At 43.2% G+C, this 15,661-nt stretch carries 18 protein-coding genes; 10 read left to right on the forward strand and 8 right to left on the reverse strand.

Annotated elements, in window-relative coordinates; translation table 11 throughout:
- Positions 1-15 precede the first annotated feature (15 nt).
- The 5 genes from V7K21_RS26980 (at position 16) to V7K21_RS27000 (ending at position 3,946) form a co-directional block, all read left to right on the forward strand.
- Positions 16-936: a histone deacetylase family protein gene (locus V7K21_RS26980; protein ID WP_335178655.1), complete on the forward strand. Its 921-nt coding sequence runs from the start codon at positions 16-18 to the stop codon at positions 934-936.
- A 293-nt stretch (positions 937-1,229) separates the two neighbouring features.
- Entirely contained in the window at positions 1,230-1,367 is a 138-nt protein-coding gene (locus V7K21_RS26985; protein ID WP_335178657.1) for a hypothetical protein, read from the forward strand.
- A 177-nt stretch (positions 1,368-1,544) separates the two neighbouring features.
- Complete coding sequence (locus V7K21_RS26990) at positions 1,545-1,991, forward strand: tellurite resistance TerB family protein (protein WP_335178659.1); 447 nt, start codon at positions 1,545-1,547, stop codon at positions 1,989-1,991.
- Positions 1,992-2,309: 318 nt separating this feature from the next.
- On the forward strand, positions 2,310-3,665 hold the full coding sequence (locus tag V7K21_RS26995) for a UDP-N-acetylmuramoyl-tripeptide--D-alanyl-D-alanine ligase (protein ID WP_335178661.1): 1,356 nt from the start codon (positions 2,310-2,312) through the stop codon (positions 3,663-3,665).
- Positions 3,662-3,946: a GNAT family N-acetyltransferase gene (locus tag V7K21_RS27000; RefSeq protein ID WP_442948926.1), complete on the forward strand. Its 285-nt coding sequence runs from the start codon at positions 3,662-3,664 to the stop codon at positions 3,944-3,946. The genes V7K21_RS26995 and V7K21_RS27000 overlap by 4 nt, the downstream gene beginning before the upstream one ends.
- Here V7K21_RS27000 and V7K21_RS30900 read toward each other — a convergent pair.
- From V7K21_RS30900 to V7K21_RS27020, 5 genes are all read right to left on the reverse strand, one after another.
- Complete coding sequence (locus tag V7K21_RS30900; RefSeq protein WP_442948927.1) at positions 3,887-4,081, reverse strand: bluetail domain-containing putative surface protein; 195 nt, start codon at positions 4,079-4,081, stop codon at positions 3,887-3,889. The genes V7K21_RS27000 and V7K21_RS30900 overlap by 60 nt on opposite strands.
- Before the next feature lie 200 nt (positions 4,082-4,281).
- Positions 4,282-4,617 (reverse strand): hypothetical protein, encoded by a 336-nt coding sequence (locus V7K21_RS27005; RefSeq protein WP_335178663.1) that lies wholly within the window; start codon positions 4,615-4,617, stop codon positions 4,282-4,284.
- A gap of 205 nt (positions 4,618-4,822) precedes the next feature.
- Positions 4,823-5,224, reverse strand: a complete 402-nt coding sequence (locus V7K21_RS27010) for a fasciclin domain-containing protein (protein WP_335178665.1) — start codon at positions 5,222-5,224, stop codon at positions 4,823-4,825.
- A gap of 357 nt (positions 5,225-5,581) precedes the next feature.
- The gene (trmFO, locus tag V7K21_RS27015; RefSeq protein WP_335178666.1) at positions 5,582-6,895 is read right to left on the reverse strand and encodes an FADH(2)-oxidizing methylenetetrahydrofolate--tRNA-(uracil(54)-C(5))-methyltransferase TrmFO; all 1,314 of its coding nucleotides are present in this window, start codon (positions 6,893-6,895) and stop codon (positions 5,582-5,584) included.
- 452 nt (positions 6,896-7,347) lie between these two features.
- Positions 7,348-8,031, reverse strand: coding sequence for a hypothetical protein (locus tag V7K21_RS27020; RefSeq protein WP_335178668.1), 684 nt, complete (start codon positions 8,029-8,031; stop codon positions 7,348-7,350).
- Between the two features lie 64 nt (positions 8,032-8,095).
- Between V7K21_RS27020 and V7K21_RS30905 the strand changes: the two genes are divergently transcribed.
- Both V7K21_RS30905 and V7K21_RS27025 read left to right on the forward strand, forming a co-directional pair.
- Positions 8,096-8,272 (forward strand): DUF6887 family protein, encoded by a 177-nt coding sequence (locus V7K21_RS30905; RefSeq protein WP_442948928.1) that lies wholly within the window; start codon positions 8,096-8,098, stop codon positions 8,270-8,272.
- Complete coding sequence (locus V7K21_RS27025) at positions 8,193-8,447, forward strand: hypothetical protein (RefSeq protein WP_335178670.1); 255 nt, start codon at positions 8,193-8,195, stop codon at positions 8,445-8,447. The genes V7K21_RS30905 and V7K21_RS27025 overlap by 80 nt, the downstream gene beginning before the upstream one ends.
- Here V7K21_RS27025 and panB read toward each other — a convergent pair.
- Together panB and V7K21_RS27035 are read right to left on the reverse strand one after the other, a co-directional pair.
- Positions 8,442-9,215: a 3-methyl-2-oxobutanoate hydroxymethyltransferase gene (gene panB / locus V7K21_RS27030; protein WP_335178672.1), complete on the reverse strand. Its 774-nt coding sequence runs from the start codon at positions 9,213-9,215 to the stop codon at positions 8,442-8,444. The two genes, V7K21_RS27025 and panB, sit on opposite strands and share 6 nt — an antisense overlap.
- A 92-nt stretch (positions 9,216-9,307) precedes the next feature.
- On the reverse strand, positions 9,308-10,414 hold the full coding sequence (locus tag V7K21_RS27035) for a ligand-binding sensor domain-containing protein (RefSeq protein WP_335178674.1): 1,107 nt from the start codon (positions 10,412-10,414) through the stop codon (positions 9,308-9,310).
- 909 nt (positions 10,415-11,323) lie between these two features.
- Here V7K21_RS27035 and V7K21_RS27040 point away from each other — a divergent pair.
- The 3 genes from V7K21_RS27040 (at position 11,324) to V7K21_RS27050 (ending at position 13,711) form a co-directional block, all read left to right on the forward strand.
- Positions 11,324-12,754: a form I ribulose bisphosphate carboxylase large subunit gene (locus V7K21_RS27040; protein WP_335178676.1), complete on the forward strand. Its 1,431-nt coding sequence runs from the start codon at positions 11,324-11,326 to the stop codon at positions 12,752-12,754.
- A gap of 164 nt (positions 12,755-12,918) precedes the next feature.
- Positions 12,919-13,326: a RuBisCO chaperone RbcX gene (gene rcbX / locus V7K21_RS27045; RefSeq protein WP_335178678.1), complete on the forward strand. Its 408-nt coding sequence runs from the start codon at positions 12,919-12,921 to the stop codon at positions 13,324-13,326.
- A 46-nt stretch (positions 13,327-13,372) separates the two neighbouring features.
- Entirely contained in the window at positions 13,373-13,711 is a 339-nt protein-coding gene (locus V7K21_RS27050) for a ribulose bisphosphate carboxylase small subunit (RefSeq protein WP_334725509.1), read from the forward strand.
- A 112-nt stretch (positions 13,712-13,823) separates the two neighbouring features.
- Here V7K21_RS27050 and V7K21_RS27055 read toward each other — a convergent pair whose 3' ends face one another.
- Complete coding sequence (locus V7K21_RS27055) at positions 13,824-15,572, reverse strand: TonB-dependent siderophore receptor (protein ID WP_335178680.1); 1,749 nt, start codon at positions 15,570-15,572, stop codon at positions 13,824-13,826.
- Positions 15,573-15,661: the final 89 nt, after the last annotated feature.

Below are 15,661 nucleotides of genomic sequence, written 5' to 3' on the forward strand. Positions count from 1 at the left end.
AACCTTTTTCGTCTTATGCTGCCAGTCATTTATTCCGACGAATTTTTAGATCACAAGACTGGAAAATACCATCCCGAAAGACCAGAACGTTTAAGTGCGATCGCCACTGCCCTAAAAGCAGCTACCTTTGCAGATAAAATTGGCTGGCGATCGCCTACACCAGTATCAGAAAAGCCATCACTGATGTCTATGTTGGTTAAAGCGCATAGCCCAGCCTATATCAAAAAACTTTGGCAAATCGCCTCTAGTGGCGGTGGCCCTTTGGATGGAGATACGCCAGTTTCCCCTCGCAGTTATGATGTGGCATTGTTGGCAGTCAGTGCCTGGTTAGATGGAGTTGAGGCTGTATTAAAGTCGGCTAATCCGGCTTTTGTACTAGCACGTCCCCCAGGACACCATGCAGAAAGTGATGCAGGAATGGGCTTTTGCCTGTTTTCTAATGCAGCGATCGCAGCTTTATTTGCCTTAGAACAACCTGGAATTAACCGCGTCGCCATCCTCGATTGGGATGTGCATCACGGTAATGGTACTCAGGCGATCGTCGAAACCCAAGCACGCATCGCTTACTGTTCCCTACATCAGTACCCATGCTATCCCGGTACTGGAAGATCGACAGAACGCGGTTTTCATAATAATGTCTTAAATTTACCTGTACGCCCTGGTAGTGATATTGCAGTATATCAGCCACTATTTGAAACACAGGTTGTACCGTTTTTAGCTAACTTTCAGGCGGATTTACTAATTGTCAGTGCTGGTTATGATGGCAATGCCGCAGATCCTTTGGCAAGTATCAATTTGCAGCCACAAGACTACGCTTTATTTACTGATTATTGTCTTGGGTTAACTCGTAAAATTCTGTTTGGCTTAGAAGGTGGCTACGACTTTGATACTCTTTCTCAATCAGTTGTAGCGACGATTGAACGCTGTTTACTTTAAGCTTTCCTTGTTTACCTCATTGTCGGACAAAAGTTTACAGAAATGATGTATGCAAAGGTTTCTTCATCAAAGGAGTAGAAGGGAAATTGCAGTAAGTCTTTCTTTTCTGCCCCTTCGCCCAATGCCCTTTCTTGTAAACTTCATCGAATCTTCAGAAAGAAAAGTTTGAGTTGGTTCAGAAAGAGCTAAAGTTTTGTTAAGATGCAATTGCTAGCAGTTTCTCAGCGAAATTCACCTATCGGGGTGTGGAGAAATAAAAAGTACTAGCAGCACAAAGTTCAAAAGGTGAAGCAATGACCACCTACATTTTTTTCGATGAAGCTCTACGGATGCTGACTAATGCCTACTTGATATCAGTAGTACTGTTAATAGCAGCTTCTGGTATAGGTTTGGCGGTAATTGAAATAATAGAAAAGGCAGGAGAACCTTAAGTTTACAGATAGCAATGTAGTTCTTGCCAAAAACCATTGGGTGCAGGTGTTCGCCGTGAATAAATCTTGGGAACACTAAAGCATGAAAGTCTCACAGCATTGCAGTCTTACCCGGAAATCCACCAAACACACAGGTAACTGTAGCGCTATTGGGACTCTAACCAAGGAGCTACTACAATGGGTCTATTCGACGCTGTGTTGGGTACAGAAAGCCAAATCCAAGCAGCACTCAATCCAGAAGAAGCTTTTGCTGTGATTATTTTGGTGGCAACAGCCTCAGACGGTTACCTTTCTGTTGAGCAGGCAAATTCTATCACTTCTGTGCTGTCCCGGACAAAACTTTTTAAAAGTTATCCCCATGAGATGATGAACAGGCTGTTTGACAAAATCTTGGGCATTCTCCAGGGTGATGATTTTAATAGTTTATTTGATGCAGCAAAAGATTCTTTATCTCAAGACTTGCGCGAAGCAGCCTTTGCAGTAGCCACCGATTTAGTGTTAGCTGAAGGTATTGTCGCTGAAGAAGAAAAATACTTCTTAAATGATCTATATCAAGCTTTAGGTGTTTCTAGTGAGATAGCAATCAAAATTGTGCAAGTAATCTTGATTAAAAACCGGGGATAGGATGATAAAACATATGCTTAATTAAACTATATAAATAGCTTATAAACAAAGTGTGCCAAAGGAGTTAAGCTTCTTTGGCACTATTTTTGGTATTATTGTGACCAAAGAAGGTAAAAAAGGTAAAGCAAGAAGAAAGAAATCACTTTTCCCCACACGTTACAGAGCAAGTATTTTTAAATACGGGGTTCCCTTTTCTCACTTTCCTTCATTAGGCTTAGATTCGCGACTTTTCCCTTGAAGTCGAAAATCTTGTTGTTTAATGCAGTATTATGTCATAATTCGATTTTATAATTTTTAACTTTAAATTGTAAATTACTTATGCATTGTTCTGCCACCCTAACCCAACTGGTTGAAGTTCTTTTGGCCAGTCCGACAAACTTATCTGAAACTGCTTTAACACAAGTAAGTAGCGGTATCCAAACAGATAGCCGTACTCTGAAACCGAGTGAAGTATTTTTAGCTTTGCGAGGCGATAAGTTTGATGGACATGAATTTGTGGCAACCGCGATCGCAAAAGGTGCAATAGCTGCAATTGTAGATTTTGAATATGAAAATCCTGGCTTTCCTATATTACAGGTAAAAGACACCCTCAAGGCATATGAGAAAATCGGCAGATGGTGGCGCGATCGCTTTAACATTCCAGTGATTGGCGTAACAGGTTCCGTGGGCAAAACTACAACCAAGGAACTGATCGCCGCAGTTTTAGGAACAAAGGGACGAGTTCACAAAACTTATGAAAATTACAACAACGAAATCGGTGTTCCGAAAACTCTCCTAGAACTTGGCACAGAACATGACTACGCCGTGATTGAAATGGCAATGCGCGGTAGAGGACAAATTGCCGAACTGACGCAAATAGCGCATCCAACAATTGGAGTGATTACCAATGTCGGGACAGCGCATATTGAATTACTGGGTTCGGAAGAAGCGATTGCTCAGGCAAAATGTGAATTATTAGCCGAAATGGCTGCTGATAGTGTGGCAATTCTCAACCACGACAATCCCCTATTAATGGCCACAGCGGCGAAAGTTTGGCACGGAGAAGTTTTGACTTACGGCTTTTCTGGTGGGGATATCCAAGGGCAGTTAATTGATCACCAAACTGTGGAAGTTGCAGGAATCCAACTACCTCTGCCGTTACCTGGGCGTCACAATGCGACTAATTTTTTGGCAGCTTTAGCAGTGGCAAAAGTGTTAGGGATCGATTGGGCAAGTCTCAAAGCAGGTGTGGTGGTGGATATGCCCACAGGGCGATCGCAGCAGTTTACCTTACCCAACGATGTGGTAATCTTAGATGAAACTTATAATGCTGCACCAGAAGCTATGATAGCAGCCTTGCAATTATTGGTAGACACACCCGGAAAGCGAAAGATTGCCGTATTGGGTGCAATGAAAGAATTGGGAGAGCGATCGCAGCAGTTGCACCAGCGAGTGGGAGAAACAGTGCGAAAATTGAATCTAGACGGCTTGTTGGTTTTGGTAGATGGACAAGATGCCGAAGCGATCGCCCTTAGTGCTGAAGGTATCCCATCAGAGTGCTTTGCAACTCATGCTGATTTGGTGGCTAGATTGAAGACATTTGTGCAAGCAGGCGATCGTTTATTGTTCAAAGCCGCCCATTCCGTTGGACTAGATCAGGTAGTCAATCAGTTACGTGCAGAATTTCCCAAATGATACCGCTAGAAACCCAACGTCTTATACTGCGAGACTTTGTAGAATCAGATTGGCAAGCGGTTCATAAATACGCCAGCGATGATGAAGTTGTGCGTTATTTGACCTTTGGCTTTTTGCAAAGAGAGATTTCATTGCAAGGCGAAGAATCCCGTCAGCATTTTGCCTTGGCAGTGACTTTAAAAGCCCAAAAGCAATTAATTGGTATCTGTCGCATTTCTACTCTAGATACTGGCAACAAAATAGGCTCTATTGGATACTATTTTAATAAAGAATTTTGCTAAGTTGCCTTTGTAGCGACTAATCTCAATCACGGCATCTGTGAGAGAAGAGAATCCATTAGTATTATCATTAACTGCTAGAAAATTCTGCTGATCAGTGCCTTTACTTAGAGTGAAAGTTGCCGCAGCTTTAACCACAAAAGCAGTTGCAGTCAATATCTGTTGTACATCTGAAAGATTCAGACTCGCAACAGTGCCAAATTTAACAAAATTAGCGGCTGAAACTGTATTCAGACCATCAATATCTACACATACGCACTACTTGCACCAGCGAATTGGAGAAATAATGCGTAGAGGCGTAGCGGCTTGTCATTAGACATCGCTCGGATGTGTAAATTTCAGGCGTTGTTGGAAAGACTAGGGCTGTTACCGTAGCGTCTTTGAAAAAGAATTGCTGCCAAATTAGTCACCAAGCAAGTAATTGCTAGCCACAGCAAGATATAAGTAGGAGCCATCACTACTCCAATCATGAACCAAGTATATACGTGCAATATCATCACGGAAGCGAAAAAGCTGGCAATTCCAGCAGATTGCCACACTTGATATGATGGGCGACGTAACGCTACCAAGCTCATCGTTAAAATTGTGACTAGTAAGTTCGCTGGTACGAGAAATGCACAAATACTTACGCAGTTGCCACGAGAGAACTCAACTAAGGTGTTAAAATCGAGCATTAATTTGTTGGGATAGACGTTAGCTTTTTAAGAATTTAATTTATTCTATTTTAAAATAACTAAATCTACATTAATATATGAGTGAGTAATCACATTGCGAATATAACATAAGTTAAACTATTTAGTTGCATTTTGATACTACCAATAGTTAGTTAATTATAAAGATTTTGGATAAGTAGGGTGGAAAATACCCACCCTAGCTGAATTAACCCGGTAAAATCACTGTATCGATAACGTGTACCACACCATTATCAGCTTCGATATCTGCTGCTAAAACTGTGGCATTTTTAACTTCAAAACCATCAGAAGAATCAATTTTTATGGGTGAACCTTCTACAGAATTAACCGTACCGAGTTGTGCTAGATCAGCCTGTAGCAGCTTTCCGGGAACGACATGATACTTTAAAATTCGTGTTAGCTGAGGAATATTCTGTAACAGAGTTTGGATAGTTCCCCCTGGTAACTTGGCAAAAGCATCGTCATTTGGTGCAAAGACAGTGAACGGACCAGGACTTTTTAATATTTCTACTAAACCAGCAGCTTGTACAGCCGCCACCAGTGTTTTGAAAGACTTAGCCGTAACTGCAATATCAACAATATCAGCCATATATCTGACCTAAATTTCTGCAAAAGATTTTAAAGGATAATAAACCTATTTTAAGTTTTATTAAACCAAATAAATTTAAAATCAGCCGTTGAATAAACAACACGTAGATGTGTACTTTTCGTCAGACATCTCCGAAACAGTTCTGAGTGCTGAGTAATATCATGTCCGGTGAATCAACCGGAAAAAAATGTTCGTACTGGGTTTTTTGGCATGGTCTGGGTTGATTTTTCTGCTCTGGCTCATACTTGCGATCGCGTCACTCAAATCCCTATCTCTAATTGAGTTTGAGATGATTTGTAAGAGATGCAAATATTGCCTTTTGCGAGATTTTTGATCATGATATGTACCCAATGCCCATTAATTATGATTTGCTTTCCAGTTTGCTAGGTCAGTTAAAGAGCGATCGCGGTAACGTCCATAACGCTCTTGTTTACTTTTGATTTTCGCACCCAGTTCGGGAAAAATCCCAAAGTTGGGCGGCATTGGTTGGAAATGCTTCGGCGAAGCAGAACTAATAAATTCCAATAACGCACCTATCATTGTTGTTGGTGGTAAAATCAAAGGTTCTTTACCCAAAGCTAGCCGTGCTGCATTAATTCCTGCCAAGCAGCCACCCGCAGCCGCTGCGGTGTAACCTTCAGTACCAATCAACTGTCCAGCTGCTAACAATGTCGGACGCTCTTTAAATTGCAGAGTAGGATGCATTAGCTGAGGAGCATTAATAAAAGTATTGCGGTGCATTACTCCCAACCGCACAAACTCCGCCTTTTCCAAACTTGGAATTAGCTGAAATATTCGCTTTTGCTCACCCCAACGCAGATTAGTTTGGAATCCTACCATATTCCACAGTTGACCGACTTTATCTTCTTGTCGCAACTGCACCACAGCATAAGGACGTTCCCCTGTGCGAGTATCTGACAATCCTACTGGCTTTAGGGGCCCGTAGCGCATGGTATCTTCCCCCCGCTGTGCTAGTTCTTCAATGGGTAAACAAGCTTCAAAAAATTTCGCCGTTTCCCGTTCAAAACCTTTGAGTTCTGTTTGTTCAGCTTTACAAAGTTCTTCTCGAAACTGCAAGTACTGCTCTTTATTCATTGGGCAGTTGAGATAAGCGGCTTCGCCTTTGTCATAACGTGATGCCATAAAAGCAACGTCACGGTTAATCGATTCTCCCACAATAATCGGACTAGCCGCATCGAAAAAGCTGAGGTATTCCATCCCGGTAAAGCGGTGCAAATCTTGGGCTAAGTCGGGACTGGTTAAAGGTCCAGTTGCCAAAACCACAATTCCTTCTGGAATCGCAGACACTTCACCCCGACGAAATTCAATTAAAGGATGGCTAGCTAAAGTTTGAGTCAAGTCTTGGCCAAATTGTCCCCTGTCTACGGCTAGCGCCCCACCTGCCGGAACGGCGTGTTCATCAGCTTTAGAAATGACGATAGAGCCAAGTTGGCGTAATTCTTCGTGCAATAATCCCGCTGCGCGATTGCTTGCCATTGCCCCAAAGGAATTACTACATACTAATTCTGCCAGATGTTCTGTATGATGAGCAGGGCTGAAGCGTTTTGGACGCATTTCATGGAGAATTACTGGTACTCCAGCTTGGGCTATTTGCCAAGCTGCTTCAGTTCCAGCTAGTCCACCTCCAATTACTTGTATCGGTTGTTCCATAGTTAAATTTTTAGTTCCTATATCATAAGTATCCATCAGCATCAGCGCTAGGACGCATCAACAAGTAGAGTGTTGCTGAGTTTGAGTCTAAACTTTTGTACATAAATACAAAAACGATGCTAGCAAACTATTGAAATAAACAGGAAGATGCTAACCACTAATTGTCCAACGTCGTTGGGCAAAAACTCTAACTGCGCGATCGCACCCTTGGTGTTAGGCGAATGGTTGTAGTTTTTGGAGCTATACCGTCACGACTCCACTAGTTAAGTAGACAAGGTTATAAGGCGTGTTTTCAAACTCGTTGTATTCTATAAAAACAGGCGATCGCAGGCATAGTGTATTGATGAATCGAGGACGACAGGTATAGAACAGTGGGAGAAGTTAAAACCGTTACTTCCACTCCAAAAACCCTAAACTGGTAAATCAAAGGCTGAATTATATCTGTTGTTTTGTCAATCAGTTAATTTTGCAGCCCATTCTTCTTCTGGCTTAAATCCGTATTCATAAATTCCTTTTAAACCCTCAACTTCGCTTATTGAACCAAACCGTTCCTCCCAACGTCGTAGGGCATTTTCCAGTAGCGGCTGATTAAGAGAGTACAGTTCGCTATTGTCTGCGCCGAGAGGATAGGAGAATGGATAGAAAAGTGTGTGATGCACGGAGAAGCAGAGATATGGCTCTCCGTACTCTGGACCACCACGAATCAGCAACTCGCCAAGGTATCTCACCCAAGCTCGAATTGGCTGATGGGGGGATTCTTCAGTGCGAACAAAGACCAGCAGATCGACTTGCATCACTAGCTCTTCAATGGCAGCAGGATACTCACCTATGGCTTTTAATACGTGTTCAATGTATTCTTCATAAGAGTTTCCTGGTTGCCACTCAAGCACCACTCCCTTAATGTCTGATTCGCTGCTTGGGCTAAAGAAGACTTCCCCAACTCTTGCTAGCTCGTCAAAAGCATCTATAGTTCCTATCGTGCTATTGATGTACCAAGCATTGACGAATTGAGTCGAGAGGGAAGTAAAATCGAATGGTGGAACTATACACCACCTGCCAGCACTCTTTTTACCCGCCCAGGTGTCATTTAGAGGTTCGATTGGATCTGCTGTTTTGTTAATTGATTGATTGTGCATATTAATCTTTTCAAGGTAGTATAACTAATTTCCCATTTTGCACTTGGAAGACAAGCTTTTGGGCTTGACCTGCTGTGTCTTTGTAAAAAACTTCAACAAATTCCACAACATTAATCCCTGCTATGAACTGACAGCTTATGTACTTGCACAACGAGATAATAATGAAGCTATTCGTGTCCTGTTTAGCCGCTGTAATCCTCCCGACTCTGAAGCAACATGGTATCCGCCCAATGGCGACTGAAGATGGTACACCAGTAGAAGTAAATATTCGCATAGCACAAGAAGCAATTAGGCAGCGCATTGAGCAAGCAATAAAAGCAAGCAAGATTCTTCAAGTTGAGACTAACTCGTCTAGATTCACACCCATGTATCTCAGCTTTTGCGCCATTTTGTACTTAACTCAAATTATACTATGATGGGAATTTCCGCTCGCGTACTTCCACAGCATAATCTTGCACGGCTTTGGTAATCGTCTCGCGCAAGTTTGTGTAAACCTTGGCAAAGGGTGGCTGCTTCTCTGTAAGCCCGATTACATCTGAGGTAACTAAAACTTGTCCATCGCAGTGAGTTCCTGCACCGATACCAATTGTTGGAATGCTCAGTTTTTGTGTAATCTGCATTGCTAAATCTGCGGGGATATGCTCTAACACTAGAGAAAATACACCAGCTTGTTCGAGAGCGATCGCTTCAAGTAAAATCCTCTCACTCGCTTCTTGCGTTTTCCCTTGTTGTCGCAAACCGAGTTGATGTACTGATTGCGGTGTCAAACCTACATGACCCATTACCGGAATTCCGGCTTCTACCAAACGAGCAATAGTTTCTGCGATCGCTGGATAGCCACCTTCCAATTTTACCGCTTGAGCGCCTGTTTCCTTCAGTACCCGCCCAGCTGAATGCATCGCTTGCTGGAGACTTTCTTGATACGTCAAAAATGGTAAATCTACAACTACTAATGCACGTTTAACTCCTCGACGCACGGATTTGGCGTGGTATATCATCTCATCCAAAGTTATGGGCAGTGTTGTTTCATGCCCTAGAACTACTGCCATAGAGTCACCCACGAGGATTAAGTCTACACCAGCTGCATCAAGGAGTTGAGCGATCGCATAATCCCAGGCGGTCAATGCCACAATTGAACGTCCCTGTTGTTTCCATTGAATTAATTGCTGGGTAGTGATTGCCATTGCCAATTTTAGATTTTGGATTTTGGATTTTGGATTGGGGATTAAGTATTGGGTATTAGGAATAAATTTTCCTAGTCCCCAGTCCCTAATCCCTACTTAACGGCGCGACTGAAAGCAATATGGGATTTTGCACTACTCGTTTTGGGCATTAACCAAGCTAGACCTTCACTAGTGCCAATCCATAATTTATTAGCGATATCAGGTGCAAGGGCAAGAACCCGACTAGAAGGAAGTCCAGCAACTTCTGGGTCTAACACAGCTCCTGTATTTGGATTTAATCGTAGCAAACCATTGTTAGTCCCGACCCAGACACTACCATCTTTAGCAAAACGTACTGCTGTCACGTTACGCCCACGTAGGCGAGTCACAGACCGCAACACTGCACCAGTTTTTGGGTTAATAACTAGCAAATTATTCGGCATTCCCGCCCAAATTAATCCTTCTGGACTAATAGCTAAAGCTTGTACAGTCGTCCCTGGTAAATCGGCTATCCGCTTCATAATCGCTGCACTAGCAGTATTTACCCGTACTAATCCATCAAGAGTGCCAACCCACAGTTGACCTTCAGCATCTAAAATCATGGTGTTGGCGCTGACACCAGGCAGATTTTTTAATGTTGTCATAATCAAGCCTTGGTCGGGACTAATTAGGGCTAAACCGCTATCAGTTCCAGTCCACAAATAACCCCGCTTGTCAAGTAACACTGACAACACCCGTTTAGAAGGCAAAAATAAATTTTGTGCGGTGATTTCGTTAGTGCGGGGGTCTACTCGGATTAGTCCCCCATAACTTCCCACCCACAAACGTCCTACTTTGTCTTGGGCTAAAGCACCAATGGTAACATTCGATAAGCTTACACGAGAAACAATCTTGCCGGTTTTAGGATCAATGCGCGATAGTCCTCGCCAAGAACCTACCCAAAGATTGCCCATAAAATCTTCTAGTAAGTTGCCGACACGATAATCAGTTTCTGGCGAATGTTCTTGCACTCCCTGTTCATCGGGTAAGGGTTTTACTCGCAATGGCGGTGCAGAAGGTGGGTAAACTGGGGTTAAATCAGATGAATTAGTGTCAGGGGTTTTTTGTGCCCATCCTATATTTGGCACAGCTATCAACCCCAGCAAGATAGAAGTAATCCATAAACTAGCACGCTTGTAAAACAATACCACGGTGACATTTCCTTTGGAGAGAGTACCCATAGCCGTTACCTAAACTGGCTTTGGGTTAATTCCAGTGTTCCCCTAGCTGGGATTAATTAAACGTCATCTGGAATTTTTCTAAAATTCAATGGGCATCGGGCACTTGTACCGAACTTGTCCTAAGCGGCTTGCCTTGAGCGTTCGCGCAGCGTCTCGTAGAGAAGCCGAAAGGAGCCGTTGGCGCAGCCTCTCCAAAAGTTGTATTGAGCATTGGCGAAAGAATTCTTATAACTCCTCACTCCTCACTCCCCAAAGGCTCTATACAGTTATTCATGACACTTTGTAAATCATTTGTAACAAAATGTTTAAAACTTTATGTAATAACAAATTCATATACTTAAGTTAAAAACTTTCAAAGAATAACTTATCAATTTCTTGATATATTGTGAAACAAGTTACAAATTACGTGGTGTGGAATTTTTTATCTTTCGCTCACCACTCTGCTAAATCTCTGTCAAGTAAATTCTTTTCTGGTATCTTTTCCATCAACGGGGAAGATATAAGGAGTGTAGAGGCGAGAATGTGTGCCAGCCAGCCCAATCCCCTGAATACCCCAATCCATAAGGGAATTATCTAAATGCTGCCCGCAAAGTGCGGAAGTTTTGGTTAAATTGAGAAGGTTTAGTTGGGTGCGAAAAAGAGATAAAAAAGAATTTTGATTCGTAGGAAGGGGGAAAAGTAGAAGCGCTAGGACGTGTACTCTAGAAAGGGAGAACACTGCTAAGGGGGGTTACTACCGCTACCAAAGTGTCTGCCGCAAAAAAACTGCTACCTTTTTCCAAAGACAACCGCTAACAAAAAATTTCCCAGATATTCTCCCCACTGAAAAAGGGAAAGAGCGCAGTGAAGGGAAGTTGCACAAAACGTGATTTGATAATTAAAAAGAGTGATTTCAGGGAAGGATAAAATATGTCTTACGCTCAAACGAGGACTCAGAGCAAATCTGGGTATAAAGCCGGTGTTCAAGATTACAGACTAACTTATTACACACCCGATTACACACCTAAAGATACTGATCTTCTAGCTGCGTTCCGCATGACACCCCAGCCTGGTGTTCCTCCCGAAGAAGCAGGTGCGGCTGTAGCAGCTGAGTCTTCCACAGGTACTTGGACAACCGTGTGGACAGACTTGCTCACCGACCTCGATCGCTACAAAGGTCGTTGCTACGATATTGAACCAGTTCCCGGTGAAGACAACCAGTACATCTGTTACGTTGCCTATCCTCTGGACTTGTTTGAAGAAGGCTCTGTAACTAACGTCTTGACCTCAATTGTAGGTAACGTGTTTGGTTTCAAAGCTCTACGGGCACTGCGTCTAGAAGACATCCGCTTTCCAGTAGCTTACATCAAGACCTTCCAAGGGCCTCCCCATGGTATCCAAGTTGAGCGCGACAAGTTAAACAAATACGGTCGTCCTTTGCTGGGTTGTACAATTAAGCCCAAATTGGGTCTTTCCGCTAAGAACTACGGACGCGCTGTATACGAGTGCTTGCGCGGTGGTTTGGACTTCACCAAAGACGACGAAAACATCAACTCCGCACCATTCCAAAGATGGCGCGATCGCTTTTTGTTCGTAGCTGAAGCTATCAACAAAGCTCAAGCAGAAACCGGTGAAATTAAAGGTCACTACCTAAACGTCACCGCCCCCACCTGTGAAGAAATGCTGAAGCGGGCTGAGTACGCTAAAGAACTCAAAATGCCCATCATCATGCATGACTACCTCACCGCAGGTTTCACTGCCAACACCACATTGGCTCGTTGGTGCCGCGACAATGGTATCTTGCTGCACATTCACCGTGCTATGCACGCTGTAATCGACCGTCAAAAGAACCACGGTATTCACTTCCGTGTATTGGCTAAGGCTCTACGTTTGTCTGGTGGTGATCACATCCACACCGGCACCGTAGTTGGTAAGTTGGAAGGTGAACGTGCTATCACCTTGGGCTTCGTTGACCTGTTGCGTGAAAACTACGTTGAGCAAGACAAGTCTCGCGGTATTTACTTTACCCAAGACTGGGCTTCTCTACCTGGAGTATTTGCAGTTGCTTCTGGTGGTATCCACGTATGGCACATGCCCGCGCTGGTAGAAATCTTTGGTGATGACTCCGTACTACAGTTCGGTGGTGGTACTCTGGGTCACCCTTGGGGTAACGCTCCTGGGGCTACAGCTAACCGCGTCGCCTTGGAAGCCGTTATTCAAGCTCGTAACGAAGGCCGCAACTTGGCTCGTGAAGGTAACGATATCATCCGTGAAGCTGCCAAGTGGTCTCCTGAACTGGCTGTTGCTTGCGAACTGTGGAAAGAAATCAAGTTCGAGTTTCAAGCAATGGATACAGTCTGATCAAAAGTTAAGAGTTAGAAGTAGAGACGCGACGCCAGTTGCTACAACGGGGGGAACCCCCGCAACGCGCTGGCTGATTAATCGCGTCTGTACAAAAGTTAAGAGTTAAGATTTGCATTAATTCATAACTCATAACTCATAACTCTTCAGGGCTGGGGTCAAGCATGAATCTTAAGCAAATTGCAAAGGACACAGCCAAGACTCTCCAAAGCTACCTGACTTATCAGGCTCTAAGGACAGTACTGGCACAGCTAGGCGAAACGAATCCTCCATTAGAACTTTGGTTGCATAACTTTTCGTCTGGCAAAATTCAGAATGGTGAATCATATATTGAGCAACTGTTGCGAGAAAAACCAGATTTGGCTTTGCGAATCATGACTGTCAGGGAACACATTGCCGAAGAAATCATCGAATTTTTACCGGAAATGGTTCGGACTGGCATTCAGCAAGCCAACATGGAACAGCGTCGCCAGCATTTAGAACGGATCACACGATTAGACACATCCAACCCCAGTCTGCAACCAGAACAGCAAGCAACTTCAGATCCGAATTTGGATGACTTATCCAATTAGTTCGGTCAACCTAGTAGTAAAAAATCGCAACCCATTATCAAAAGCTATGCAAACTTTACCAAAAGAGCGTCGTTACGAAACCCTTTCTTATCTGCCCCCCCTGTCTGACGCTCAAATTGCCAAGCAGATCCAGTACATTTTGAATCAAGGTTACATTCCAGCGATCGAGTTTAATGAAACTTCTGAGCCAACAGAATTATATTGGACAATGTGGAAGCTGCCTTTGTTCGGTGCTCAATCCACTCAAGAAGTGTTGAGCGAAGTTCAAGGATGCCGTTCTCAATTCAACACCAGCTATATTCGTGTTGTGGGTTTTGACAACATCAAACAGTGCCAAATTCTCAGCTTTCTTGTTCACAGACCCAACAAACCCCACAAATACTAAAGTCAGCAAGCTTTAAGTAATTGGTTTACGCAATAGGAGAGGTAGAATTATCTGCTTCTCCTATTTACTAGATTTGTTTTGAAACGCAAAGGGACGCAGAAGTTTATGCTCATCAAAACTGTACAGAAATCGTTCCTACAACACTAAAAGGTGCGCCAGGAATCACACCTAAGCGATCGCTGTTTGGTGAGCCAAGATAATATTCAGTGTCGAACAAATTACGGAAGTTCAGTTGCACTCGCCAGTTTTTCCGTCGGGAGAAAATTGAACTGTCGAAGCGAAGATAGTTAGGAATTACGTAAGAATTAGCAAGGTCGCCGGCGCGATCGCCTACATAATAAATGCCTAAACCAAATCCCAAGCCTTTTAAATCGCCCCTCTGGAGTTGATAAGTTGTCCATAAACTGGCAGTATGACGGGGCGCATTGTCAAACCGATTTCCTACAGGAGTACTATTGTCGCTACTGACAAAGGCATCATTGTAGCCATAGGCAGCAATCATATTTAATCCTGGTAAAATTTCACCTGATATATCTAGTTCAATCCCTCGGCTTTTCACTTCTCCGGTCAAAATGTCGAAGGGTGGGTTATTCGGATCAGCTGTGGGAATATTAGTCTTTGTAATGTCGTAGAAAGCCAAAGTTCCACCAAATTTGCCAAAGTCTAATTTGGTTCCCACTTCATATTGTGTTGACCGTTGTGGTGGAGCGTTCCCACTTTCTAATCTGGCAAAACTTGGCTCAAAACCTTTTGTAAAGGAGGCATACAACGATACAGGTTGTAAGGGTTGATAGACAATCCCGACTCTGGGACTGAAAGCAGTGAAATTGGCTTCGGTGGGTGTTGAACTCAATCGGTCAAATTGATTTCGTTGAAAACTGTCGAATCGTCCACCTAACAATAACTTCAAATTATCAGCAAAAGCAATCTGGTCTTGGATGTAGAAACCATAAGTTGTATTGTTTTCATCACGATTAGTGGTGATAGGAAGTGTGTCCAGAGAATATCTGTCAGGGGAACGAATGGGATTAAAGATATTAATCGATGGATACGAACCACTTTCACCAACTCCAAACTTCAAGTCTGTATTAATTTCCTTCCCATACTCAAACCCAGCTAACAACTTATGCTCTATCGAACCAGTCTTAAAGTTACCCAGAATATCTAAATTATTGAAATAACTGCGGTAAAGACCCTCCCCAGCATAGGTACGACGCGTCAACTCTCCCGTTGTTTCATTCAAACCTGTATATAGTGGATAGAGGCGACCGAGATCAAACCACTTAGCAAAGAAGGTGTTGCGAACTGACCAATTATGGTTAAACTGATGATCTAATGTGGTACTCAAGTTATACTTGCGAACGCTATTTTTGCCAAAAGGTTCGTTTATCCCATCGGTTTCACTGAGATAGCGCGAGATTGGAATCGCTGCAATCCCACGTCCAACAGAGGGAATACCCGGATCGGCTGAAGTATCAGCATCGATAAACTCGAACTCCAATGTTAATTTTGTCGCGGGTGAAATGTTCCACTGCACGGTTGGCGCAAAGAAATAACTCTCGCGGTTAACTCCATCGCGGAAACTGAGGGTTTGTTCGTAAGAGCCGATAAAGCGATATAAAAGGGTTTTATCTGCGTTCAACGGCCCAGAAATATCTAAGGAAGGTCGATACAAACCGAAACTACCCGCCGAGAATGACAAGTTGTAGTAAGGTTCGTTCAGTGGCTTTTTGGTGACTAGGTTGACGATTCCTCCGGGAGAACCCTGTCCAAATAAAACACCCGCAGGCCCTTTTAATACCTCAATCCGCTCTAAATTATCTGTTGTAACCAGGTCATATTGAAAAGGGTTGCTACTCAATACTTTTCGGTTAAGCCTAAAAACGGGTAAATTAAGAGTTGTACCTGAAAATCAGCAGCTAAATGCAACTCAAAAAATTTTCGTTGGTC

The organism is Nostoc sp., assembly GCF_036919595.1.
Lineage (GTDB): Bacteria > Cyanobacteriota > Cyanobacteriia > Cyanobacteriales > Nostocaceae > Nostoc.

What these genes read in the sequence shown, in the direction of transcription:
- V7K21_RS26980 (WP_335178655.1), top strand. Translation starts at nt 16, where the DNA reads ATGCTGCCAGTCATTTATTCCGACGAATTTTTAGATCACAAGACTGGA.
- V7K21_RS26985 (WP_335178657.1), top strand. Translation starts at nt 1,230, where the DNA reads ATGACCACCTACATTTTTTTCGATGAAGCTCTACGGATGCTGACTAAT.
- V7K21_RS26990 (WP_335178659.1), top strand. Translation starts at nt 1,545, where the DNA reads ATGGGTCTATTCGACGCTGTGTTGGGTACAGAAAGCCAAATCCAAGCA.
- V7K21_RS26995 (WP_335178661.1), top strand. Translation starts at nt 2,310, where the DNA reads ATGCATTGTTCTGCCACCCTAACCCAACTGGTTGAAGTTCTTTTGGCC.
- V7K21_RS27000 (WP_442948926.1), top strand. Translation starts at nt 3,662, where the DNA reads ATGATACCGCTAGAAACCCAACGTCTTATACTGCGAGACTTTGTAGAA.
- V7K21_RS27005 (WP_335178663.1), bottom strand. Translation starts at nt 4,617, where the DNA reads ATGCTCGATTTTAACACCTTAGTTGAGTTCTCTCGTGGCAACTGCGTA.
- V7K21_RS27010 (WP_335178665.1), bottom strand. Translation starts at nt 5,224, where the DNA reads ATGGCTGATATTGTTGATATTGCAGTTACGGCTAAGTCTTTCAAAACA.
- trmFO (WP_335178666.1), bottom strand. Translation starts at nt 6,895, where the DNA reads ATGGAACAACCGATACAAGTAATTGGAGGTGGACTAGCTGGAACTGAA.
- V7K21_RS27020 (WP_335178668.1), bottom strand. Translation starts at nt 8,031, where the DNA reads ATGCACAATCAATCAATTAACAAAACAGCAGATCCAATCGAACCTCTA.
- V7K21_RS27025 (WP_335178670.1), top strand. Translation starts at nt 8,193, where the DNA reads ATGAAGCTATTCGTGTCCTGTTTAGCCGCTGTAATCCTCCCGACTCTG.
- panB (WP_335178672.1), bottom strand. Translation starts at nt 9,215, where the DNA reads ATGGCAATCACTACCCAGCAATTAATTCAATGGAAACAACAGGGACGT.
- V7K21_RS27035 (WP_335178674.1), bottom strand. Translation starts at nt 10,414, where the DNA reads ATGGGTACTCTCTCCAAAGGAAATGTCACCGTGGTATTGTTTTACAAG.
- V7K21_RS27040 (WP_335178676.1), top strand. Translation starts at nt 11,324, where the DNA reads ATGTCTTACGCTCAAACGAGGACTCAGAGCAAATCTGGGTATAAAGCC.
- rcbX (WP_335178678.1), top strand. Translation starts at nt 12,919, where the DNA reads ATGAATCTTAAGCAAATTGCAAAGGACACAGCCAAGACTCTCCAAAGC.
- V7K21_RS27050 (WP_334725509.1), top strand. Translation starts at nt 13,373, where the DNA reads ATGCAAACTTTACCAAAAGAGCGTCGTTACGAAACCCTTTCTTATCTG.